Annotated in this window: 21 protein-coding genes and 1 pseudogene; 18 read left to right on the top strand and 4 right to left on the bottom strand. The window is 37.6% G+C overall.

Features of this window, described 5'->3' with window-relative positions; all coding sequences use genetic code 11:
* The first annotated feature begins 145 nt into the window (after nucleotides 1–145).
* From L1999_RS19175 to L1999_RS19110, 14 genes and pseudogenes are all read left to right on the top strand, one after another.
* Nucleotides 146–760 carry an NUDIX hydrolase gene (locus L1999_RS19175; RefSeq protein ID WP_235740013.1) on the top strand — a complete coding sequence of 205 codons (615 nt, stop codon included), beginning with the start codon at nucleotides 146–148 and terminating at the stop codon, nucleotides 758–760.
* A gap of 196 nt (nucleotides 761–956) precedes the next feature.
* Entirely contained in the window at nucleotides 957–2,318 is a 1,362-nt protein-coding gene (locus tag L1999_RS19170; protein WP_235740012.1) for an aspartate kinase, read from the top strand.
* Between the two features lie 1,297 nt (nucleotides 2,319–3,615).
* On the top strand, nucleotides 3,616–4,308 hold the full coding sequence (locus L1999_RS19165; RefSeq protein ID WP_235740011.1) for a GntR family transcriptional regulator: 693 nt from the start codon (nucleotides 3,616–3,618) through the stop codon (nucleotides 4,306–4,308).
* A 280-nt stretch (nucleotides 4,309–4,588) separates the two neighbouring features.
* The gene (locus tag L1999_RS19160; RefSeq protein ID WP_235740010.1) at nucleotides 4,589–5,743 is read left to right on the top strand and encodes a Gfo/Idh/MocA family protein; all 1,155 of its coding nucleotides are present in this window, start codon (nucleotides 4,589–4,591) and stop codon (nucleotides 5,741–5,743) included.
* 37 nt (nucleotides 5,744–5,780) lie between these two features.
* Nucleotides 5,781–6,908, top strand: a complete 1,128-nt coding sequence (locus L1999_RS19155; RefSeq protein WP_235740009.1) for a Gfo/Idh/MocA family protein — start codon at nucleotides 5,781–5,783, stop codon at nucleotides 6,906–6,908.
* 107 nt (nucleotides 6,909–7,015) lie between these two features.
* Nucleotides 7,016–7,990, top strand: a complete 975-nt coding sequence (locus tag L1999_RS19150) for an ABC transporter permease (protein ID WP_235740008.1) — start codon at nucleotides 7,016–7,018, stop codon at nucleotides 7,988–7,990.
* Between the two features lie 13 nt (nucleotides 7,991–8,003).
* Nucleotides 8,004–8,864, top strand: a complete 861-nt coding sequence (locus tag L1999_RS19145) for a carbohydrate ABC transporter permease (protein ID WP_235740007.1) — start codon at nucleotides 8,004–8,006, stop codon at nucleotides 8,862–8,864.
* Nucleotides 8,865–8,945: 81 nt separating this feature from the next.
* Nucleotides 8,946–10,556, top strand: a complete 1,611-nt coding sequence (locus L1999_RS19140) for an extracellular solute-binding protein (RefSeq protein ID WP_235740006.1) — start codon at nucleotides 8,946–8,948, stop codon at nucleotides 10,554–10,556.
* A 224-nt stretch (nucleotides 10,557–10,780) separates the two neighbouring features.
* The gene (locus tag L1999_RS19135; RefSeq protein WP_235740005.1) at nucleotides 10,781–11,389 is read left to right on the top strand and encodes a YesL family protein; all 609 of its coding nucleotides are present in this window, start codon (nucleotides 10,781–10,783) and stop codon (nucleotides 11,387–11,389) included.
* An 84-nt stretch (nucleotides 11,390–11,473) separates the two neighbouring features.
* A complete protein-coding gene (gene uxuA / locus L1999_RS19130; RefSeq protein ID WP_235740004.1) occupies nucleotides 11,474–12,574 on the top strand; it encodes a mannonate dehydratase in 1,101 nt (366 codons plus the stop codon).
* Nucleotides 12,575–13,122: 548 nt separating this feature from the next.
* Nucleotides 13,123–13,320, top strand: a complete 198-nt coding sequence (locus tag L1999_RS19125) for an MFS transporter (RefSeq protein WP_235740003.1) — start codon at nucleotides 13,123–13,125, stop codon at nucleotides 13,318–13,320.
* Nucleotides 13,321–13,416: 96 nt separating this feature from the next.
* Nucleotides 13,417–13,638: pseudogene (locus tag L1999_RS19120) on the top strand (glucuronate isomerase); the annotation flags it as partial.
* 90 nt (nucleotides 13,639–13,728) lie between these two features.
* Nucleotides 13,729–15,354, top strand: a complete 1,626-nt coding sequence (locus L1999_RS19115) for a mannitol dehydrogenase family protein (protein ID WP_235740002.1) — start codon at nucleotides 13,729–13,731, stop codon at nucleotides 15,352–15,354.
* Between the two features lie 127 nt (nucleotides 15,355–15,481).
* Nucleotides 15,482–15,634 carry a hypothetical protein gene (locus L1999_RS19110; RefSeq protein ID WP_235740001.1) on the top strand — a complete coding sequence of 51 codons (153 nt, stop codon included), beginning with the start codon at nucleotides 15,482–15,484 and terminating at the stop codon, nucleotides 15,632–15,634.
* Nucleotides 15,635–15,700: 66 nt separating this feature from the next.
* Here the strand turns inward: L1999_RS19110 and L1999_RS19105 are convergent, their stop codons facing one another.
* Nucleotides 15,701–16,288 carry a DUF2238 domain-containing protein gene (locus L1999_RS19105; protein ID WP_235740000.1) on the bottom strand — a complete coding sequence of 196 codons (588 nt, stop codon included), beginning with the start codon at nucleotides 16,286–16,288 and terminating at the stop codon, nucleotides 15,701–15,703.
* A 17-nt stretch (nucleotides 16,289–16,305) separates the two neighbouring features.
* Nucleotides 16,306–16,872, bottom strand: a complete 567-nt coding sequence (locus tag L1999_RS19100; protein WP_235739999.1) for a DUF2238 domain-containing protein — start codon at nucleotides 16,870–16,872, stop codon at nucleotides 16,306–16,308.
* Between the two features lie 151 nt (nucleotides 16,873–17,023).
* Here L1999_RS19100 and L1999_RS19095 point away from each other — a divergent pair, with 151 nt between their 5' ends.
* A complete protein-coding gene (locus tag L1999_RS19095; RefSeq protein ID WP_215042764.1) occupies nucleotides 17,024–17,641 on the top strand; it encodes a GntR family transcriptional regulator in 618 nt (205 codons plus the stop codon).
* Between the two features lie 61 nt (nucleotides 17,642–17,702).
* On the opposite strand, the gene L1999_RS19090 is transcribed toward L1999_RS19095, so the two are convergent.
* Together L1999_RS19090 and L1999_RS19085 are read right to left on the bottom strand one after the other, a co-directional pair.
* Nucleotides 17,703–19,259, bottom strand: coding sequence for an ABC transporter permease/substrate-binding protein (locus tag L1999_RS19090; RefSeq protein ID WP_235739998.1), 1,557 nt, complete (start codon nucleotides 19,257–19,259; stop codon nucleotides 17,703–17,705).
* Nucleotides 19,259–20,389 (bottom strand): ABC transporter ATP-binding protein, encoded by a 1,131-nt coding sequence (locus tag L1999_RS19085; protein ID WP_235739997.1) that lies wholly within the window; start codon nucleotides 20,387–20,389, stop codon nucleotides 19,259–19,261. The genes L1999_RS19090 and L1999_RS19085 overlap by 1 nt, the downstream gene beginning before the upstream one ends.
* Nucleotides 20,390–20,597: 208 nt before the next feature.
* On the opposite strand from L1999_RS19085, the gene L1999_RS19080 reads away from it, so the two are divergent.
* From L1999_RS19080 to L1999_RS19070, 3 genes are all read left to right on the top strand, one after another.
* Nucleotides 20,598–21,281, top strand: a complete 684-nt coding sequence (locus L1999_RS19080) for a M50 family metallopeptidase (protein WP_235739996.1) — start codon at nucleotides 20,598–20,600, stop codon at nucleotides 21,279–21,281.
* Between the two features lie 67 nt (nucleotides 21,282–21,348).
* Complete coding sequence (locus L1999_RS19075) at nucleotides 21,349–21,828, top strand: nitroreductase family protein (RefSeq protein ID WP_235739995.1); 480 nt, start codon at nucleotides 21,349–21,351, stop codon at nucleotides 21,826–21,828.
* Nucleotides 21,829–22,060: 232 nt separating this feature from the next.
* Nucleotides 22,061–23,311: a DHH family phosphoesterase gene (locus L1999_RS19070; protein ID WP_235739994.1), complete on the top strand. Its 1,251-nt coding sequence runs from the start codon at nucleotides 22,061–22,063 to the stop codon at nucleotides 23,309–23,311.
* The last annotated feature ends 10 nt before the right edge of the window (nucleotides 23,312–23,321 follow it).

The raw sequence follows: 23,321 nt of genomic DNA, 5'->3' as shown, positions 1-23,321 counted from the left end.
TTTAATAAACGTTATCAAACGATATATTTTCCTACTATTTCAATTGTTGAAAACATACCTAAAGAAGGTATGTTTTTTCTATTAGAAAAAAGTGGTATTGTAGTAATAGGTAATTTTTATAATACATATAGAGTGAGGTGAAATTATGGATTTAGATTCCGTTTTAATCAAATTAAATGATCATACCCCTAAGATTTTAGGTAGTGAAAGATTTTCAAAATATGCGGTCTTGCTTCCGTTATTGATGAAGGAGGAGGGACTACATGTGTTATTTGAAGTACGGTCTCTCGAGTTAAGGCGACAGCCGGGAGAAATTTGTTTCCCAGGCGGGAGAATTGATGCACAAGATTTAGATGAACAAGGTGCGGCTATCCGTGAGACAGTAGAGGAATTAGGGATTAATAAACAAGATATAACGAATGTTTTTCCGTTAGATTATATGATTTCCCCTTTTGGAATGATTCTCTATCCTTATGTAGGTTATATCAATAACCCTGAAAAAATTAAGCCAAGTCCAGCAGAGGTTGGGGAAATATTTACGGTTCCTTTATCGTTCTTTATCCATAATGAGCCGGAAATCTATCGCGTCGCACTGAAAGCGGAGCCTTCGGAGAACTTTCCGTTTGATTTAATTCCCGGGGGAGAAAAATATAATTGGCGGGCTAGAGTGATGGACGAATATTTTTATCGCTATGGCGATAAAACGATTTGGGGACTAACAGCAAGAATCTTAGCCCATTTTATCGAGCTAATTCAATAATTTCAAAAACTATTTTAAATCGGAAATAGGGTTAAAACAGTGATTTCACTGGAGTTAAAGCTCACTCTTTTTTGTGTATTTCCTAATTGTCTTTTATACATGGACGATTGTTCATTATGCATGGAAAAAACTCTTGATTATTTTCTAAATTGTAATAAAATTAAAATTATATTTTTATAGAGTAGGGGATGTATCCATGAAAGTCGTAAAGTTTGGCGGATCCTCTTTAGCTTCCGGAAGACAGTTGGAGAAAGTTTTTCAAATTGTTACTGCTGATCGGGAACGTAAAGTTGTTGTTGTATCAGCTCCGGGTAAGAGGTATGCAGAAGATACAAAGGTAACCGATTTATTGATTGAATGTGCGGAATCTTGTTTAGTAAATCAGGATCCCAAGGAAAAGTTAGCTGCTGTTCTGGAAAGATATGCAGTCATAGCAGAGGAATTAAATCTACCTGATGGAGTAATCCAGGAAATCCATGATGACTTATTAACAAGAATAGCAAGTAACCAAGACAAACCTGACCGATTTCTTGATTTGTTAAAAGCTAGTGGTGAGGATAATAATGCCAAATTGGTAGCCGCCTATTTTCAATCAAGGGGGGTAGAGGCTCATTATGTGAATCCTAGGGAGGCCGGACTGCTTGTAAGCGATGAGCCGGGAAATGCACAAGCATTACCGGAATCCTATGAACGATTAAACTCCTTAAATGACCGGTCTGGCATTTTAATTTTTCCAGGATTCTTTGGTTATAGTGTAAATGGAGAGGTATTCACCTTTTCAAGGAGTGGTTCGGATATTACCGGATCCATTCTCGCCAATGCTTTAAAGGCCGATTTATATGAGAACTTTACAGATGTGGATGCCGTTTATTCAGTAAATCCTTCGATTGTGAAAAAGCCAAAAGAGATCAAAGAATTAACTTACCGGGAAATGCGGGAATTATCTTATGCTGGATTTAAGGTATTGCATGATGAGGCACTTGTTCCGGCCTTTAGAGCAGGAATACCTGTCAATATTAAGAATACAAATAATCCATCTGCCCCTGGAACACTTATTGTGAACAACCGCGACAACACAAACGGACCTGTCATTGGTATCGCCAGCGATAAAGGGTTTTGCAGTATATATGTTAGCAAATACTTAATGAATAGAGAAATCGGGTTTGGGCGCAAGCTGTTAGGGGTTTTAGAGGATTATGGTCTTTCCTATGAACATACGCCATCTGGCATTGATGATGTGTCTGTCATTTTAAGGGAGAGCCAGTTTGATGAGAAAATTATGGATGAAGTGATTAATCGAATAAAAAATGAACTACATGCGGATGAGGTGAAAGTTGCCCACAGTCTGGCTCTTATTATGGTAGTGGGAGAAGGCATGCGGCAAAATGTTGGAACAATGGCAAAGGCTTCAAAGGCACTAGCAAAGGCAAAGGTTAATATCGAAATGATTAATCAAGGTTCTTCTGAAGTTAGTATGATGTTTGGTGTAAAAGAGGTAGATGAAAAACGGGCTGTACAGGCTCTTTACGAGGAATTCTTTGTTCCTGTCACAGTTTGATCATGTGTTTCAGGAAGGTACGTCAATCATGACGTACCTTTTTTAATTTAGGAATTCCTAGACCTATGATGGAATTAGGAGTAAAAAGGTTTTTGAAATAAAGGGAATATCCAATATCAAACAAAGTCTAAGTTAACGGATACCACAACCGCTAAAAAAAGCGAACGGATCTTTTTCAGAGAGTGGCAACTAAATATCTTGATAATTATTACCTTACTGTCATCTTCTTAGGGCAAAAAAGCGACCAAGAGAGGAACGAGCAATGGATATATTTCTCGGTTCATATCAAAGTATAAACTTTAGGATCGTAGATGCCCTTAGAAATTGTGCGTAAGCCATTCGACTCCAAGGAGTGTGTATGATGAAATCGGCTATTTGCGAAAACTAAATAAAAATGAAAGATACTACCAAATAACATCCCAATCGGGTTAAGATACCAAAATTAGGATGATTCTAGGTGGTTATTAAAGTTAAAGATGATATTTTTCACCTTTATCAAGAAACTGAACTTGAACGTAGAGAAGGTTAGCCTGAAAGAGTAGTTAAACACTATAATTTGTACGTTTTAACGAATATTTGAATAATAGCAAATTATGTGGAACGAAAGGATAGGATGTCAATTGAAGTTGATAACTATAGATTTTCACGTGAATTTGGGGTAGGATTTCTGAGGCATACTTTACTTTGGTTCGACAATATCTTTAATAAGTTTCCAAGTGAATGACATGCCGAAAGTAATATTCTGCTTTTTTAATTAAATGTTTGATTAGTAGATCATATAGGGATAATATACAGTCTGCTTTACACATATATTCTTCCTTTAGTATTTCAGTCCAAACGAGATCATAACAATAAAGATTATTCCTAGTCTATTTGCTCTTACTTATTCCATTCAGCATCAAGTTTGTGACGCTCATATATATAATTGTGCTGGTTCCTCTTTATAGCCTGATTCTTGCAAAAGACATTTTATATCTTCATCCCCGACTTTTTCAACGAATTTGTAAGGAGATTTGTTTCTTCAAAGTCGAAAGCTGGATGTTCTAAACTTGAAATGGCGAAAATCGGAAAAGAGTATGAAGAGTATTTGATGGAAGAGGAGGTAAGAGTCTATTTTAATAATTTTCTAAATTGTCGAAAAAAATCCCTTGAAATCTTTATGGTATGAGGTACAATAAACTTAAATCTACCATATTAGAATATTAATTATACTAGAGTGGTAGTGTGGTAATTTTTACCTTACTGCTTAAATAAGAGCGAATAACCAGAAAAAGGAACAACGAGAAGAGGAAAATTTATGCCAAGTGCAATCGTAAATGCCAAAGAATTTGCTTATGAAACTCTAAAGTCAGACATCTTGAATTTAAAATTAATTCCTGGTACAAAAATCTCAGAAAAATTAATGTCCGAACTATTAGAAGTAAGTCGAACTCCAATCAGAGAAGCATTTCTAAAATTAGCCCAGGAAGAATTATTAACGATCATCCCTCAGAGTGGAACATATGTCTCGCTCATCAATTTGGATAGTGCAGAAGAAGCACGGTTTGTCCGTGAAATTATTGAATCAAAAATTGTTGGTTTATGCTGTGAAAACTTCATAGATGAAACTATTTTTAATTTAGAAGTGAACCTAAAAATGCAGGAAAGGCTTGTCTCTAACGAGTTAGGAAACCAAGGAGTTCAAAAATTCCTTGAATTAGATGAAGCTTTCCACAAAGCTCTATATGTATGTTCCGGGAAAGAACGTACCTGGAAGATGATACAAGACATGGCAGGACACTTATATAGGTTTCGAATGTTGCGGTTAACCGATATCAAGGTTTTTGATTGGGATGTTGTGATAGATCACCACAAAGAAATTTTTGAAGCTATCTGTGAAAAGGATAAAACAAAGGCAGAAATACTTATGTCTAAACACTTAAGGCTGATGCTATCTGAACAAGATTTATTATTGCAAGAATACCCGGAATATTTCAAACGTAAGAAGTAGCATTATTGTATGCAACCGTGTAAACACAGAGGATGCTCTGCCCGTATGTGAGAAAAGGAATAACATTGTTTTGTTCCTTTTTTTAAAAACATATAATGTAAGCGGTTTAAAAGTATTAGAGGATGATGGAAATGATGCAGCTAGGAAAAGAAGAACTAAAAATACCAAAAGACAGAATTCCTTATTGGGGCACATTACATGTTTTATCTTACTAAGGTAGTAACAGGCAAAGCCTGATTTCTATATGGAAGGATTTAAAAACAGAAAGGGATGGAACAGGATGATTAAAGTCGCAATTATTGGTACTGGTGCAATTTCAAATGCACATATCAAGGGGTACCTGCAATTTCCAGACAGATGTGAGATTGTTGCAGTATCCGATATTTATTCGGAAAAAGCTGAAAAGGCCGCAAAAGATTTTAACTTAAACGCTGATATTTACAGTGATTACCATGACATGTTAAACCGACCTGATATTGATTTGGTTTCCGTTTGTACACCACCATATACACATGCTGAAATTGCCATTGACTTCTTAAACGCTGGAAAAAATGTTCTTGTTGAGAAACCCATGGCTGCATCCTTAGAAGAATGTGATGCCATGAACCGGGCACAGGAACAAAGCGGCAAGATATTATCGATTGTTTCTCAGAATCGGTTTACAGATCCGATGATGAAGCTTAAGGCAATCCTTGATACAAAGTTAATGGGTCCTATTGTACATACGCAAGTGGATTCATTTTGGTGGAGAGGTCACTGCTACTATGATTTATGGTGGAGAGGTACATATGAAAAAGAAGGCGGCGGCTGCACATTAAACCATGCGGTCCATCATATCGATATTTTTCATTGGATGAATGGAATGCCTTCAGAAGTAACAGCTGTTACAAGCAATACATCACATGATAATGCTGAAGTAGAAGATTTATCGGTTGCCATTTTCCGATATCCGAATGGAAGTTTAGCGCAAATTACCAGCTCGGTTGTTCATCATGGAGAGGAGCAGCAATTGATCTTCCAAGGAAAAAATGCAAGGGTATCTGTTCCGTGGAAAGTTGCGGCATCGAAATCGAAACAAAATGGTTTCCCTGAAAAAGATGAAGAGCTGGAGGCAGAACTTCAGAATGCCTATGACCAATTGACAGACTTAGAATATACAGGTCATACAGCACAGATTGAAGATATTTTATTAGCCATTGAAGGTCAAAAACCAGTGTTAGTGGATGGAATACAAGGACGACAAACGCTTGAATTAATATCAGCGATTTACCAATCAGCAAGCACTGGAGAAACCGTAAAGCTTCCATTAAATGAGGAAAGTCCGTTCTATACCAGAGAAGGAGTATTGAAAAACGCCACCCACTTTTATGAGAAGAAAAACCATGTTATTAATTTTACAGAAAATGTGATTACTACTGGTGGTAAATACGAATAATTGTTTTTTCTATCTTAAACAAAAAGGAGAGAGTAATATGGAACGAAATGATGGAATGAATTATGCACCAAAAGGTTTGGTTAAAAAAGTCGTCGTTGGAGAAGGGGAGTTTCAATTTGCTGCCATTGGGTTAGATCATGGCCATATTTATGGAATGTGCAATGGCTTAATTGAGGCCGGGGCTCAGCTCACTCTAGTGTACGATCCGGACCATAAGAAGGTAAATGATTTCGTTACTAAATATCCTCAGGCAAAAATAGCAACTAGTGAAGAGGAGATTCTTAATCATCCAGATATACAGCTGGTTGCAAGTGCGAATATCCCTTCAGAGCGCGGTCCGCTTGGTCTTCGTGTCCTTGACCATGGAAAACATTATTTTACAGATAAGCCTGCTTTTACAAAATTGAATCAGGTGAAACAAGCGAGAATCAAGGTAGCCGAAACGGGACTTAAATGGGGAATTTACTATGGTGAACGCCTCCACTCTGAAAGTTCCATGTTTGCAGGACAATTGATTGAGGAAGGGGCCATTGGGCGAGTCATTCAGGTCATTGGGACAGGCCCGCATCGCGCAAATCCGAAAAGCAGACCCGATTGGTTCTTTGATCCTGAATATTATGGCGGTATTCTTTGTGATATTGGCAGCCATCAAATTGAGCAATTTTTACATTATGCTGGAGCCAAAGATGCAAAAGTATTGCATAGTAAGGTAGGAAATTATCATTTTAAACAATATCCAAAATTCCAGGATTTTGGTGATGCTACCCTAGTCGCAGATAACGGTGCAACCTTCTATTTCCGTGTCGACTGGTTTACTCCGGATGGTCTTGGTACATGGGGAGATGGCCGTGTCACTATCTTAGGAACAGAAGGTTATATTGAAGTGAGAAAGTATATTGATATTGCAAGAGATTCACAGGGAGATCATTTATATTTGGTGAACAAGCAAGGGGAGAAGCATTATCAATTATCTGGAAAAGTTGGATATCCGTTCTTTGGGGAATTTATCCTTGACTGCCTAAATGGAACGGAGCATGCAATGACACAGGAGCATACCTTCAGAGCTGCGGAATTATGTATTGAAGCACAAGAACAGGCTTTACAAATTGAGACAGCACACCATACGTATGAGCAGGTCGCACATGGGAGTGACTTCGTTAAATAAGCAATTGTCGTATTTGACATAAAATTGCGACGGGAGAAGAAAGTGCCCATCTATAAAAAGACTCCATAGCGGTCAAGCTGATTTTGTTAAAACGGAGGTGGTAATGTATGAAGGTAAAGGTAAAGGATAGTGACCTTGCTCTTAATACAAACGATATCATGGTAAAGCCACTTAAAACGAATAAGGGATTACTTTATTATTTAAAACGTGATTTGTTACTCTACCTCATGCTGGTTATCCCTGTGGCCTATATTTTGATCTTTAAATATGGCTCCATGTATGGAATCCTGATAGCCTTTAAGGATTACAATATGTTTCAGGGTTTGAGCGAGAGTCCTTGGAATAATTTTGCAACATTCAAACAAATTTTTGCCACATCACAATTCTTTGAGGTTGTTAGAAATACCTTGATGCTTAATGCCTTGGATTTAATTGTGGGATTTCCGGCACCAATCATTTTAGCTATCCTGATCAATGAATTGGCATTTAAAAGGTTTAAAAAGATCAGTCAGACCATCCTGTATATGCCGCATTTCCTTTCATGGGTTATTATCGGCGGAATTGTTGCTCAGTTACTTACACCTACAGGAATGGTCAATTCATTAATTACCCGTATGGGCGGCGATGCATTACCGTTCCTAACGAATAAATTTGCATGGATTGGAACTTATTCTTTAGTTGGAGTATGGCAGAGTACTGGGTGGGGTACGATTTTGTATCTTGCTGCTATGACGGGAATTGACAAAGAGCTCTACGAGGCTGCCGACGTGGATGGGGCAGGAAGGCTAAAAAAAATCTGGCATGTTACATTGCCGGGGATAAGACCGACCATTGCAATCCTTCTTATTTTGCAGCTCGGTCATATTATGGCCATTAACTTCGACCGTCCATTCAACCTGCAGAACAACCTTGTTATGGACTATGCTGACGTTATCAGCACCTATGTTTACCGTGTAGGTATTCAATCTGCAAATTTCTCAATTGGTGCTGCCGTAGGTCTATTCCAATCCGTTATTTGCTTAATTTTTCTGTTAGGTTCCAATTTTATTACTAAGAAATTAGGCGGGAAAGGAATATGGTAAGGAGGTACTGACAATGTCACAAAAATTGAAAAATAGAGTTTTTGACTATTCAGCTGCATTGATTGTTTTAATAGCGGTTTTAATATGCCTGATTCCTTTTCTTTATGTTCTATCGGAATCACTTAGTTCCAATCGGGCAATTGTATCCCAGCTGGTCACCATATACCCTATAGACTTTAATATCGAAGCCTACAAGGTTGTATTCGCGGATGGCAGTATGCTGTACTCATTGGTTTACACGATGATTCTGGTCCTTGTATATGCGCTCCTTTCATTGGCGGTCACCGTTTTGGCAGCGTACGCGCTGAGTAGAAAAAGGCTCAAGGGCAGAAATGTTTTCTTGTTAGTGATGGTGTTTACCATGTATTTTAGCGGTGGTTTGATTCCGGATTATATGCTTGTAAAAAATCTGAATCTACTAAACTCCTCCTTGTCACTGATTCTACCGAGTATAATGAGTGTCTTCAATATGATTATATTGAAATCGTTCTTTGAGAACTTACCTGAAAGCCTTGAAGAAGCTGCCTACCTGGATGGATGCAATGATCTGCAGATCCTGCTTAAGATCATGCTGCCACTTTCCAAGCCTGCACTTGCTACCATCGCTTTATTATACGCGGTATTCAGATGGAATTATTTTCAGGACGCTCTTTTCTATATTACAGACGAAAACCTGTATACCATCCAGCTTAAACTGTACAATGTGATCAATATTTCACAACAAATGGCGGGAGAGAATGTCAACACAAATCTTCCTTCAGAGGCACTGAAAGCAGCGAGCATTATGTTTGGTACCGTTCCGATTCTGCTTGTGTACCCGTGGCTCCAGAAATACTTTGTATCCGGCATTACCATTGGTGCAATCAAAGGTTAATATAGGCTGATGAAATCAATCATTTTAATCTGACCTGCGCGCTTTTATTCATTATTAAAATTTACAAAGGGAGTGGATTTTATGAAGATAAAGAGACTGAAACCTTTCTTTGCGTCTATCACTGCAGTTGCACTTGCTGCTTCTTTGGCCGCTTGTCAGAGTACAGCATCAAATGGCAAATCAAGTGGTACAGCAGAGAAGTCATCAGGGGATACAAAAGAACATCGAACATTAACGGTTGAAGTTTTTGACAGAGGAAAACCCGGTCAGCCGGATTTGAATAATAACTACTGGACAAAGTATATCAATGAGACGTTCGGCAAGAAGTATAATGCAACTGTTAAGTTTGTTCCAGTTCCTAGAACCCAGGAAGTAGACAAGTTAAATGTATTGATGGCATCAGGTGAGGCCCCTGATATCGTTTTCACCTACAACCAGGGCACTGTTTATAATTATGTACAGCAGGGTGGATTGGCAGACCTTGGTTCAGCCCTTAAACAAGATGGAACTACCCTCTCGAAGTATCTTGGAGATGATTTATTAAAGTATGGTAAGTTTAACGGTAAGCAGTATGCCATTCCAGGTAAGAGAACTGTACTCCTGGGCATGAATACATTTATCCGTAAAGACTGGCTCGATAAACTTGGTCTTCCTCTTCCGACGACAGCAGAAGAGTTCTATAACACTATGGCTGCATTCAAAGAGAAGAATCCGGGGAATGTAAGCGGAGTTATTCCTTTTGGATATGCACTTCAACCTGCCTATCCAGGAGTAGGTAATATTCCGGAAGCCTTTAAACCTTCAGATCTGACTGAAAAACAGTTTGCTACACTGCAGACAAGTCCCGGTTACCAGGACAACTGGAATTTACCAGGATTTAAACAAGCTGTTCAATATATGAACAAGATGTATAATGCAGGTTTGATTAGCCAGAGTTTCGCTACTGACAAAGATGCAAAACAACTGGATGCAGATATTTCCAATGGAAAAGTTGGAGCCTTTATCACGAACTGGGATGGTCCATACAGGACAGCTCCTGGTGACCTTGTCAATCTTAAGAAGAACGTCCCTAGTGCAGAACTAGTGCCTATTGATCCTTGGGCAAATGATGCAGGAAAGCATCCTAAGCCAGGATATGCTCCTAATGGTATGTATATCCTTGTACCGAAATCAAGTAAAAACGTTGACCTTGCCATAAAATATCTGAACTGGATGTCTGACCCAGAGGTAACCCTCTTCCTACAGAATGGTAAAGAAGGGGAAGATTACAACATGGTCAATGGAGTTCCAAAACAGACAGGAACTACAAATTCAGGCGAGAAGATGATGACTGTTGCAAACAACCTCGACTACGATATTCTTTCAAACGGTATCGAGCTTGGTGACAAAGAGAAGAACGTTGCAGCTGTTTCGGCAGGATATCCTGGTTTTGAAAGTGAAGTAGAGAATGCATTAAAGGTTGGATCTGTTGATTACTATGCTCCTTATTACTATTCAACGCCGAATTCAGCCGATGCAAAATTCAATGCCTCACTTAAGAATTTTTCTGCTCAGATGCTTGCAAAATTAATTGCTGCTAAGCCAAATCAAGTAAGCAACTTGTACAAATCATTGGTTAAAGAATACATGGCTCAAGGCGGACAGGCGGTTTATGATGAATATGTAAAGAATTACAAGGCTCAAAACAAATAAAAAACTAATTGTTTGGAAACTGCCTTTTATGAGGCAGTTTCCTTTTTGCAACAAAGCAAAATAAGGATCTTATAAAAAGAAATATTTATGCATTAGCAGAAAAACCAGAAGGGGGTCTATACAAAGCAGGTTCGTGAGTTATTCTGCTAGAAAAGACCGACTTTATGATGATCTATGTTGCTATTTTAAAATTTATAAGTAAATAAGAGAAGGTGTGTATCATTATGTTACAGATAGACGGCTGGTTATACCGCACGTGTACTTGGATTTATCACTTTACCCTTTTGAACCTTATATTCTTAATTAGCTGTATACCAATTATCACCATTTTCCCCGCTACGGCTGCAGCTTTTGGAGTTGCAAGACAATGGATAAAAAAGAAAGAACCGCCCATTATCACAACATACTTTCAATTAATGAAAGAAAATTTCAGACAAAGCATGGTTGCCGGTTTTTTTATTGTAATATTTGGTGTGTTGCTTTATGGAGATTTCCATATCATTACAAAAATTGACTCAAACATAAAAATCTTCTTATACTTGGTTTTCTGTTTAATGTTGGTTTTCTTTTTAGCGGTTGTTTTACATTTGTTTCCGTTAATGGTCAATGGTTATTATACAGGGAAACAGTTACTTATCAATGCCTTAAAATTTGGCTTGTATAAATTTCATCTGACCTTCATCAATATAATTTGTCTTTATGGACTATTTTTTATCTCTTTAAAGTTTCCAATCATCTTTATTTTCTTTTTCTCAAGTATTTCTATTTTCATTACCTATTGGCAAAGTGAGCTAAAATTTACACAGTTGGCAATTAAAAATGGAATGAATTAAGTCAAATAATCATATTGATATCATTTTAGGTTTAGGGATAAGATTTTTTAAAATGAGAGCGTTAATTAAAGGAGTGAACCATACATGCAAATGACGTTTAGATGGTATGGAGATGGAAATGATTCCATTACATTAAAACAAATCCGTCAAATCCCAGGTGTCAAAGGGGTCGTCTGGGCGCTACATGATGTACCTGTCGGAGAGGTATGGCCTTTCGAACGGATCGAGGAAGTAGTAAAACAAGCAAATAAATACGGGTTAAATTCTGACGTGGTTGAAAGTGTGAATATACACGAAGATATAAAACTTGGATTACCTACACGAGACCAATATATTGCGACATACAAAGAAACATTGAAAAATTTAAGCAGATTTGGTGTAAAAGTGGTATGTTATAACTTTATGCCTGTATTTGACTGGTTCCGTACGGATTTATTTAAAGAAATGGAAGATGGCAGTACCGCATTATACTTTGATGCTACTAAAGTTCACTCGTTATCACCAGAGCAGGTCGTAAAGAATATGAAAGAAAACGCAAAGGATTTTTCCCTTCCAGGTTGGGAGCCTGAAAGATTAAAAGATTTGCAGCGGCTTTTTGGCCTTTATAAGGATATTACCGAAATGAATTTATTAGAGAATTTGACCTATTTTTTAAAAGAAATATGCCCGATTGCAGAGGAATGTGGAATTAAGATGGCCATTCATCCAGATGATCCGCCGTTTCCCATCTTTGGATTACCACGAATAGTAAAGAACAAAGAGGACATTCAGCGTCTATTAAGTGCAGTAGATAGCCCATCCAACGGATTAACTTTTTGCTCTGGCTCGTTAGGTGTAAATCCTTCTAATGATTTAATTGATATCGTGAATAGTTTCTCAGATCGGATCCCATTTGCTCATATACGAAATATTAAACATTTTGAAGATGGCAGTTTTATTGAGTCTTCCCACCGAGTAGAAGATGGTTCTTTACCAATTACTAGCATTGTTAATGCACTTTACAAAAACGGTTTCAGTGGATATGCTCGCCCCGATCATGGTAGACATATTTGGGATGAAGTATGCAGACCGGGCTATGGCTTATATGATCGTGCATTAGGTGCTATGTATTTATTGGGTGCCTGGGATACCAATGTTTTATTAAGGGATAATTTGCTTGCAAAAAAACCACTTCACACGGTATAAAATTATTCTTTCATAGGGAAGAAAGAAATCTTATTCTTCTTTTCGACATTTGTAGTTTAGGGGGCATTCATTTTTGCGATTGTGCTCATCTGAGAACGAGAGGTATCTCCAGAAGTAATGTAGCAATTTGTGAAGCAAAAGAAAGAACGTAAAAGCATTACTGATTATTTAAAAGTAATTATTCAAACACTAGTTGATTTTGCGTCTACTTTTAAAGTAAAAAGTTTCCGCAAACACCTACTTATGTATATTTGCTCAATGACTGGTTAAGATGCGTTTAATGCAGTCTTCGTCTTCTACTGTGTAATGCACTGAATAGCTCCTCCGAAGTGGCGTTTAACTTACTTTCCTTTAGTATTATCGGGCTTCCTAGTGCCATCGTTTATGGATTTTTAATAATCAAAATGGGGCCCTGCAAACTTGGCTGAAATTTCATACTCGACAATGATTCTTTGTTTATTTGGATATGGAGCAGTCTATTACTTCCATCCTAGTTAACCAATTTTGACGTTAGTATTATTTCGTTCATCTATTAAATTGGTAGAAGTATGCTTGAATTCGTTCCTTGGCATTTATCCCCATTTATTCTAGATGCAGATGAAATGAGTACCAAACAAAGACGTGAAGGTATTTTTGCATCGGTTATGACATTCTTTAGAAAATTATCGGTAGCCCTTGATACTTTCTTAGTTGGTGCAGTCCTGGATGCTGGAGGCGTTGTACAAAAAGCAACCACACAACCATAAGGCGCTGTTCATACCATTGTAGGGGTCATACTGATTGAGTAGTTGGATTATTGCTAGTCGTATTGATTACGTCCTTTCCTTTAAATTAAATAAACAAACCATTATAAATGGCGGGCAATGAGAGCAAATGGAGTTGAAGAATACTACATTACAGGTGAAGCAGAGGATTATGAGAAATTTGTCAAATGGGCTGAAACAATAGAAAAATTAGTAGGGAATCCTCTCTATCATTGGACTCATTTAGAGTTAAAACAGTATTTAAACGTGGATACCGTCTTAAAAGGGGCAACTGCCAAAGAAATTTGGGTTCAGGATAACTTCTTTAATAATGCAAAAGAATAATTTGCATTCCAACTAAATTCGAAAAGATGTGTTGATCAATCAATAAAGTAATAAGGAGGAACAACATTGCTATTACTAGAAAAGGAACAACTCAAAACGAATAAAAATAAATTTGAGGTCATCGGTATTAAAACACCAGATTATCATTTTGAAGAGGTTTGGGAAGCAACGAAAAAAGAACCGGTTTGGTTACATTTTGGTGGCGGGAATTTATTTAGAGCGTTTCATTCTGTCTTGCAGCAGCATTTAATTGAGCAGAAAGGGACTGATAAAGGGATCATTGTAGCATCCGCAAACAGTGATACGCTAGTTGAAAAGATCTATCAACCATATGATAATTTAAGTTTGGATGTTGTGATGAAGACTGATGGGTCATTGAGTATGGAAGTGATCGCAAGTGTGGCGGAAAGTATTGCGACCTTTAACGGACCCGCGTCTTGGTCACGTTTAAAAGAGATCTTTAGTAATCCTTCACTTCAATTTATTTCTCTTTCCATTACAGAAAAGGGCTATGATTTAAGAGATATGAATGGGGAAATTCGTGCATCTATACAAGAAGAATTGGAGAAAGGACTGAATTATCCTATACAGCATACGATGATAATGCTTGCGTCCCTTTTACATGAAAGATATCAAACAGGGGAAGCTCCTTTAGCGTTAGTAAGTACAGACAATTTCTCTCACAATGGAGATAAGCTGAAGGAGGCAATTATTACGGTTGCTTCGATTTGGAAGGAAAACGGTGTGGTTGTGCAAGGGTTTATTGACTATTTAATGGATGAAAGGAAAATCACCTTTCCATGGAGTATGATTGATAAAATTACGCCGTTTCCTTCCGTAATGGTGCAAGAAAAGTTAATCGATAAAGGATATGGAAGTGCTGAACTAATTCGAGTAAAGGAAAATGGACCGGCACTGGCTCCATTTGTGAATACAGAGGAATCGGAATACCTTGTTATTGAAGATTGTTTTCCAAACGGAAGACCGCCTTTAGAAAAGGTGGGTGTGTATTTTACAGAACGAGAAGTGGTTGACCTTGTCGAAAGAATGAAGGTGTGCACTTGTTTAAATCCACTTCATACCGCTCTGGCCATTTTTGGCTGTTTACTTGATTATTCTTCGATTGCTGATGAAATGAAGGATCCAGATTTAAAAGCGTTAATAGAAAAAATCGGCTACGATGAGGGTATGAAAGTGGTAACAGATCCTGGCATTATTGATCCAATAGAGTTTATTAAAGAAGTCATTGAGGTACGCTTTCCAAATCCTAATATTCCGGATACGCCACAACGAATTGCATCAGACACTTCACAAAAGTTAGCGATTCGATTTGGGGAAACGATCAAATTATATCTACAAAAGGAAGACCTGGATGTAAATGACTTATCATTTATCCCCTTGACGATTGCTGCTTGGTGCCGTTATTTGATGGGCTTTAATGATGCAGGAGAAAAAATGACACTTAGTCCAGATCCTCTTTTAGAGGAACTACAGCAATATCTTCAAAAGATAGTATTTGGTCATCCAGATTCAGTAGGAGATAATTTACGCCCCATTTTATCAAATGAAAGAATTTTTGGTATCAATTTATATGAAGCTGGACTAGGAGAAAAAGTAGAGGCATTCTTCAAACAGCTTATCCAATCACCAGGTGCTGTCAGAGCGACGCTTCATAAGCAAATCCATTCATAATTTATTTATGGATTGATCTAAAGAGGTGTCAATGACTGCCAGCTGATGAATGAAAACGTTACCTGGGCTCATGTAGCATTGAGCCTTTTTTTAGTATTGGTATTTTAATAAAATGCGGGCTGTAATCATGTCAACAGAATTAATGACTAATTATCAGGAAGTTGATGTTGTCACAATTGGGGAGAGCATGGTCCTCTTCCAAACGATGAGTGAAAAGAGAATTAAATATGAACCATTGTTTACAAAGTCTCTTGCAGGAGCGGAATCGAATAGCAGCTAAAAGTATTATTAATTTTAGTCGTACCGATATTGGTTTATCAATGTTTTAAGACGGATTACATTCTCACTAATTAAGTCGTCTTACATTTTTTAATTTTAACTTTGTTCGAGCGAAGGTCCATATCGCTATGACAAGCCCGCCTATAGTATCAGCTATTAAATCCGTCATCGTATCTTTATTTCCCCCGCCTTGCAGGGTCATCCCAAACAATTGGTCGCAGCTAAACTCATAGACCTCCCATAAGACGCCGCCCAAGGCCGCAAATGACAAGGTGAACAGGAAAACAAACCAAGGTGAAATTTCGTGTCCTGCTGCCCGATGAATTAATCTTTCATATAAGGCAATTCCTGAAAAAGCCAAAATGGCTCCACTGACAAAATGCATAAAGGTGTCCCACCAACCTAGCCCATACCAGCCTAATATAGAACCTAGATATTGTGAACCAATCAAAAAAATGAGATACGAAAAGACGATTGGTAAATTAAATTGCAGTTTTGTAAACAATGCCAATAAAAGCGGAACTGCCCCACAAAGGATCCCTCCAAGGGCCACAGTGGATTTAAAGGACTGCCCTATACTATGATAATAGAATGCCAAGAAGACCATGAATAAGACATACAATAGACTCAAAGTGATAACGAGTTTCCGTTTCATTGTACAAACACCTCCACTTAAATACTTCTTTTTCTAAGAAGGGAATAAAACGCAGTAATAAGTCCTCCTGCAAAACCACATAGAAGATCAAGCATGGTATCCTTATTTCCCCCTCTTTGCATGGTATGTGTTAGAGTGAGATCGCCTACAAACTCATAAATCTCCCAAAGCACACTTGAGGAAACAGCTAGTGAAAGGACGAACAGAAAAAGAATCCCAGTGGAAACGTTACTTCGGGTGTGCGGTGGAACCCAGTGTTTATAAAGACTAATACCCACAAACCCTACAAACATTCCCTTAAAAAAGTGGAGGGTAGAATCCCACCATTCGAAATGCAAATAAAAGCTTGAAATAGAGCCTAAATATAAAGAGCAAAATAAGAACAGATAATAACTGACAATAATTGGAGTATTAAAAGGATTATTTTTCATTTTTAATAGACCCAGCGGTAACAGGCTGACGAAAATTCCCCCTAGAGCAACCTGCCACCGAGTATGGTCATGCTTTATCAAGTAAAAGATAAATAACCCAGCCATTCCCAAGCTAAATAGTATGCTTAATGAAATCGTTACCTTTCTTTTCACCAGCTCATCTCCTAAGCAAAATGCCTCCTTACCATTATGTCCTAAAATGATCAAATATAAAGGTATAGGTTCCGGCTCGCAAACTGGTTATAAAAACGGTATAGTGATGATATATGAAAATTTTTATAAGATGAAACTTGGTGGTGGTCCAATGCAAAAGGCACAAATTCCAACATATGAACGGATTGCGATTGATTTAGCAAATAGAATATACGATGGAAAGTTTAAAGTAGGGGAAAAGATCCATGGAAGATCCACTCTTGCAAGTGAATATAAGGTCTCACCTGAAACGGTCCGAAGAGCAATTAAAATCTTAGAAGACGTGGAGATTGTCCAATCCACTAAGGGTAGTGGAATTGTCATCTCATCGAGAGAGAATGCTTATAAATATATCCATCGTTTTTCAAATTTAGCGAGTATAAAGGACTTAGAAAAACAAATGAATACGCTCATTTCAGAAAGAAATAGACTGGATGAGGATCTTTTTGATACGTTAAGAAAAATAATGGATTATTCAGGGAAACTACGGCATACCAATCCATTGGCGCCTATCGAGGTAGAGATTTTTCCAGGGTGCAGTTATATTGGAAAAACCATTTCAGAAGTGAAATTCTGGCAAAATACGGGTGGTACGGTGATTGGAATGAAGCGAAACGGTGATTTGATTATCTCACCTGGCCCTTACGCCTTAATCCTGGAAGGGGATGTTTTACTAGTAATTGGGGATGATGAGACCTATGACAGGGTTGTTCATTTCTTAGAAGATTAGTATTAAAAGATATCAAACTGAGCACATAAAAAAAGCCGGTCAATCCGACCGGCTTTTTTTATTAATCCAATAATCCCTCTTTTTCTAAAAAGTCTTTGGCAACCTTAGCTGGAGATTGTTTAAGGCTGTCAACCTTGTAGTTAAGTTCCCGCATTTTTTCATCCGTTAGTTTTCCGGAGAGGCTATTAATTACCTTTTTCAACTCGGGGTGCTCTTTTAAGGTTTCCTCTTTAATAATTGGTACTGCATAATATGGAGGGAAAAAGTGCTGATCATCCTTTAGTACCTTTAAATGAAACGCTTCAAGTAATCCATCGGTTGAAAAGGCATCAATAACGTCACTTTTCTGATTTTGAAGAGCGGTGTAGCGCAAGCCGCCATCAACTGGTTTTACATCCTTAAAGGCCATATTATAGGTCTTTGTAAGGCCAATTAATCCATCCTCCCGATTTGGAAATTCAATGGTAGGACCCATAGTTAAATTTCCACTTACCTTAGCTAAATCTGAGATGGTATTTAGGTGATACTCATTAGCCGTGTCTTGTCGTACAGCTAATGCATAGGTGTTATTAAACCCAAGCGGTTTTAATAGATTAATCCCATACTTTTGCTTAAATTCCTTCTCAACATACTTATAGACTTTATCCGAATCACTTTCTGGAGGTTGATTTAAAATATTAACTAAACCTGTCCCCGTATATTCTACATACATGTCAATATCTCCAGAATTTAATGCACCAAAGGCTACCTGTGAACCACCTAGATTCAATTTTCGCTCTACCTGTATATCGGTCTGATCTTCAATTAAATCAGCGAGCATATTGCCTAAAATTAATTGCTCACTAAAGTTTTTTGAACCAATAACAATCTTATCCTCTGCCTTAACGGATGAATAGGCTTTAAAGCCTATGGCAGCTACCAAAACAATAGAAATAAATGCAATCATCACTCTTTTGGTAGTTTTTCCTTTTTTCGATGTTGATTTTTGTTTACTTGTATAAGAAAGAGATGATTCGAGTTTGCCAACGACAAAATCAATCAGAAGAGCGAGAATACAAGCGGGAATGGCTCCTGCTAAAATCATGTAATTATCGACAGTTTGCACACCTGAGAAAACCAGGTAACCAAGTCCGCCTGCTCCAACAAACGCAGCAATGGTCATTAAGCCGACTGCTGTCACTGCTGAAATTCTGATACCCGCCATAATCATTGGGAAGGCCAGTGGTAACTGTACCTTTTTCATTGTTTGACTCTTGGTCAGACCAATACCTTTGGCGGCTTCCAGAATGTCTCCGTCAATATTTGTTAAACCAGTGTATGTGTTTTTAACAATGGGAAGTAAAGAATAAAGTACAACCATTACGATTGCAGGTGTACTGCCAATTCCGATAAATGGGATAAGAAAACCGAGTAAAGCTAAGCTTGGGACAGCCTGGATTACGTTTGTAATTCCAATGATTGGTTTTGAGAGTTTTGGTTCATTTGAAATTAATATGCCTAATGGGATTCCAATAATTATGGCGATTAGAACGGATACGATACTTAAATATAAATGCTCTCCTAGTAGGCTTAGGATTTGACTGTAGTTGTTTGTAAGATAATTCCAAAATCCACTCATTAAAATGCCACCTCCAAATCAATTAATTGACTGCTTAACGCAGATAAAATACTACTTCTAGTGATGAGGCCTGTTAGTTGGCTGGAACTGTTCACCACAGGAAGATATCCGATTTTATGTTCGTTCATCGTGGCTAACACGGAGATTAAGTTAGCGTCCTGTGCAACCGACAGGACATTACGCTCCATGACCGTTTCAATCGATAAATTTCGATTCAGTAATTGGATACTTTTTAATGTCACGAGCCCTCTAAGGACATTATGTTTGTCTGTCACCATTAAACTATCTACCTTATGATCTTTCATAATCTCAATAGCCTGTAGTACAGTACGCATAGACGTGATTTTAACAGGATGTTGAATCATGATATCTTCGGCCAATAATAACTCTGGATTGTTCCACACTCGGCGTTTGCCAATAAAGTCTTCGACAAAGTGATTCGCAGGATTTTTTAGAATGTTTTCCGGAGTATCATATTGAAGTATATCCCCTTCTTTCAAGATACAAATTTTGTCAGCTATTTTGATTGCTTCATCCATATCATGGGTAACGAAGATAATCGTTTTGTTTAATTCCTTTTGCATTTGGAACAATTCATCTTGAAGGGAGCTTCTTGTAACTGGGTCCAGTGCGCTAAATGGTTCATCCATGAGAATGATATCCGAGTTAGTAGAGAAGGCTCTCGCAACACCGATTCTTTGCTGCTGCCCGCCGCTTAATTCTTTTGGATAGCGATATAAATATTCCTTGGGCTCAAGGCCAACTAATTCCAGTAATTCATGGGTCTTCTTTTCAATGGAAGCAGGCTCTTCCCCCTTAAGCTTCGGTATTAATTCTAAATTTTCTTTTATAGACATATGTGGAAATAGCCCGGTGTTTTGAATAACGTAGCCAATGTTACGGCGGAGTTCAATGGGATTCATCGTGGTAATATCCGTTCCATTTACAAAAATCTGCCCTGATGTTGGCTGAATTAGTTTATTAATCATTTTGAGCAATGTAGTCTTTCCGCAGCCACTTGGACCAATGAAGACAACTAATTGACCTGCATCAATTTTTAATGAAAATGGATTAATAATGGTTTTGGTTCGATACTTCTTTACAATGTTTTTGAATTCTATCAATTTCATTCCCCCTCAAATTTATTAGGTTAATATAGTAACAACTTAATGGTAACATAGAAGTTGTTGGTTGTCGACCCAACGAATGAACTAATGAGGATATACCCAGATAAAATATAAATGAAACAAAGTAATATGAGAGAATATTTGCAATATTATATAGGGAAACTGTAAAATATAGATAAGCAAAAAATTATGATAAAAAAGGAGAATTAACTTGAGTTTTGTCCGGGACAAATTCAGTGCAAAATTTTTCCTTGTCCTCGTGATTGCGGTTATATTGATTCATGTACCGATCATAGGAAATTATGTGAAAATAATTAATACGCTGATACATGAAACGGGTCATGCCATCATAGCTCTATTTGGGGGAAGGGTAGAAACCATTTCATTATTTATGAACTCGGAAGGGGCCACGATTAGCAATCAATCAACATGGATGGGCAGTTTCTTCACAAGTCTTGCAGGCTACACCTTTGCATCTTTCACAGCTTTCCTTTCTTTTTGGCTGTTAAGAAGAAAAAAGGAAAACATGTTAATTGATATTATATTAGCCTTTATTTTTTTAAATCTCATATTTTGGGTCCGTAATCCATACGGGATCTTTTGGCTTTGCTCCTTCGCAGCTGCCTTTCTTTTATTACTTATAAAAGGGAGCCAACGTATTAGAAACCATGTATTACTATTAATTGCAGCCATCATATTAGTGGATTCTGTTCAAAGTGCATATGAAATTTTGTTTATTAGCGTAATACAGCCACAGGCGGCAGGGGACGCGGCAAATCTTGCCCGAATAACCGGATTTCTTCCGGCATCATTTTGGGGGCTGTTTTTCTTCCTGCAAGCAATATGGTTTTGTTTTTATGGTTTTAAAAGAGGCTATTATAAGGTAGGAATTTAAGTTAAAAGGTAAGAGTATATCTTAGTAGAATTTAAAAAAAAGTTAGAAGTGGAGTGATGAGGACAAAATGATCGATGTAATTAAAAATCGGAGAAATATTAAAAAGTTTAAACCTGATGTAGTAAAAGAAGAATCTCTATTAGCGTGGCTTGAAGCCGCTGCTATGGCTCCGAATCATCGCATGACAGAGCCGTGGGAAATCCTTTTTGTCGGGAAGGAAACTAGAGAAAAACTGAATCATAAAACAAACTTTGGCGATGCACCTACTGTAATAGCTGTTTTATCAAGGAATGGTACATCACAAATAGAAATGATCGAAAATGCATTAGCGACAGCATGTTTTATTCAAAATTTTAACTTAGCCGCTTGGGCTGAAGGTGTGGGGACATTTTGGTCATCCATTGGGGCAACAGAGCGCAACAAGGAAATACTTGGTGTTCCTAATGGATATGAAGTAATCGGTGTGCTAGGAATTGGTTATCCGGAAATCATACCAGAGCCAAAACCACGAAAACCGATTGCTGATAAGATAAAAAGGTTATCGTAATGTTAAATCCAGCCACGATTCTTGATGGCTGGATTTTAATTTTTTATTCTAATAATGAAGTATTAGGTTCATACAGGATTAATTTCAAAAAAATAATCGATTTTATTTACCATTTACGATATATTAAGCAGATAGAAAGAAAAGCGTGTATGAGGATGTAGGGATGCTGAATAGGATCCGTTCATCAAAAACAAACTAAGCGTTATGGAAAATAGATTGGATGGTGTCTTGTATGGTAAGACTTTTTACGGATATTGACTTAGACGGTCTCGGTTGCGGGCTGATTGCTAAAATCGCCTTCGGTGATCAGGCAAATGTTTATTACTGTTCTTATCGAAATTTAAATAAGCGTGTGGAAGCAGTTATAACACATCCTGGTAACCATCAGGAAGAAATTTATATTACTGATTTAGCGGTCAATGAGTCAGTCGAGAAAATGCTTGAAGAACGGTATCGGCAGGGGAAACCTGTTCAGATGATCGATCATCATGTAACCGCCTTGCACTTTAACGAATATAAATGGGGAAAAGTGATTCCAGAATATGATAATGGTAAAAAGACTTGTGCAACCTCTTTATTTTATGATTACTTAATCGAGCATAAAAAAATGGAAAGAAATCAAGCATTAGAGGAATTTATTGACTTGGTCCGTCAATATGATACTTGGGAGTGGGATGAAAATAACAATGTCACAGCCAAGCGGTTAAATGATTTATTTTACATATTGAACAGAGAACGATTTGAAGAAGAAATGCTAAAGCGGCTGACTGAAAATAAAGAATCCTTTTCGTTAACCGAAACAGAAAATATGATTCTTAATCTTGAGGAACAAAAGATTACTCGATATATCCACTCCAAAAGCATGCAGACCATCCAGACCTTTGTAAATGAGTATTGTATTGGAATCGTCCATGCTGAGCAGTATTTGTCTGAGCTTGGAAACGCGTTAAATAATATTTATCCACATTTAGATATGATTGTCCTTTTAAATGTCTCGGGAAAGAAAATGGGATTTCGGACCATTCATGATGAAGTAAATGTTGCACAGTTTGCCCAAAAATTCGGTGGTGGGGGACATCCAAAAGCATCTGGATCAGATTTGTCAAAAGAGGCCTTTGAGACGTTTGTAGTCGAGGTATTTGGCTTAAACCCACTGAAGCCAGACACTGATCGGAATGAATTTAATGTAAAGGAATCTGCTACTGGGACAAGTTACCAAAATCATAATGGAGAAATTTCTTATATTGTTCCAACGGGCGACGGGAATTTTTATATTGTCCATAAAGGCGAAAGGGAAGCACCGACGTATTCCAGTTTCCCTGAAGCGGAGCGCTCTCTAAAAAGAAATCATGCTTCATGGCTGCGCTTTGACCAAGAATATTTAAAACAGTTGTCCTCATTTCTACATCTATCTATAGATGACTTGAAGGAAGACTTCCATGAAATTATTAGTAATAACTTTGTCGATATTTTGAATGTATAAGAACTTAGGA

The sequence above is a fragment of the Neobacillus drentensis genome (genome assembly GCF_021560175.1).
GTDB classification, from domain to species: domain Bacteria; phylum Bacillota; class Bacilli; order Bacillales; family Cytobacillaceae; genus Neobacillus; species Neobacillus drentensis_A.
This window is presented reverse-complemented; position numbering and strand designations above follow the sequence as displayed.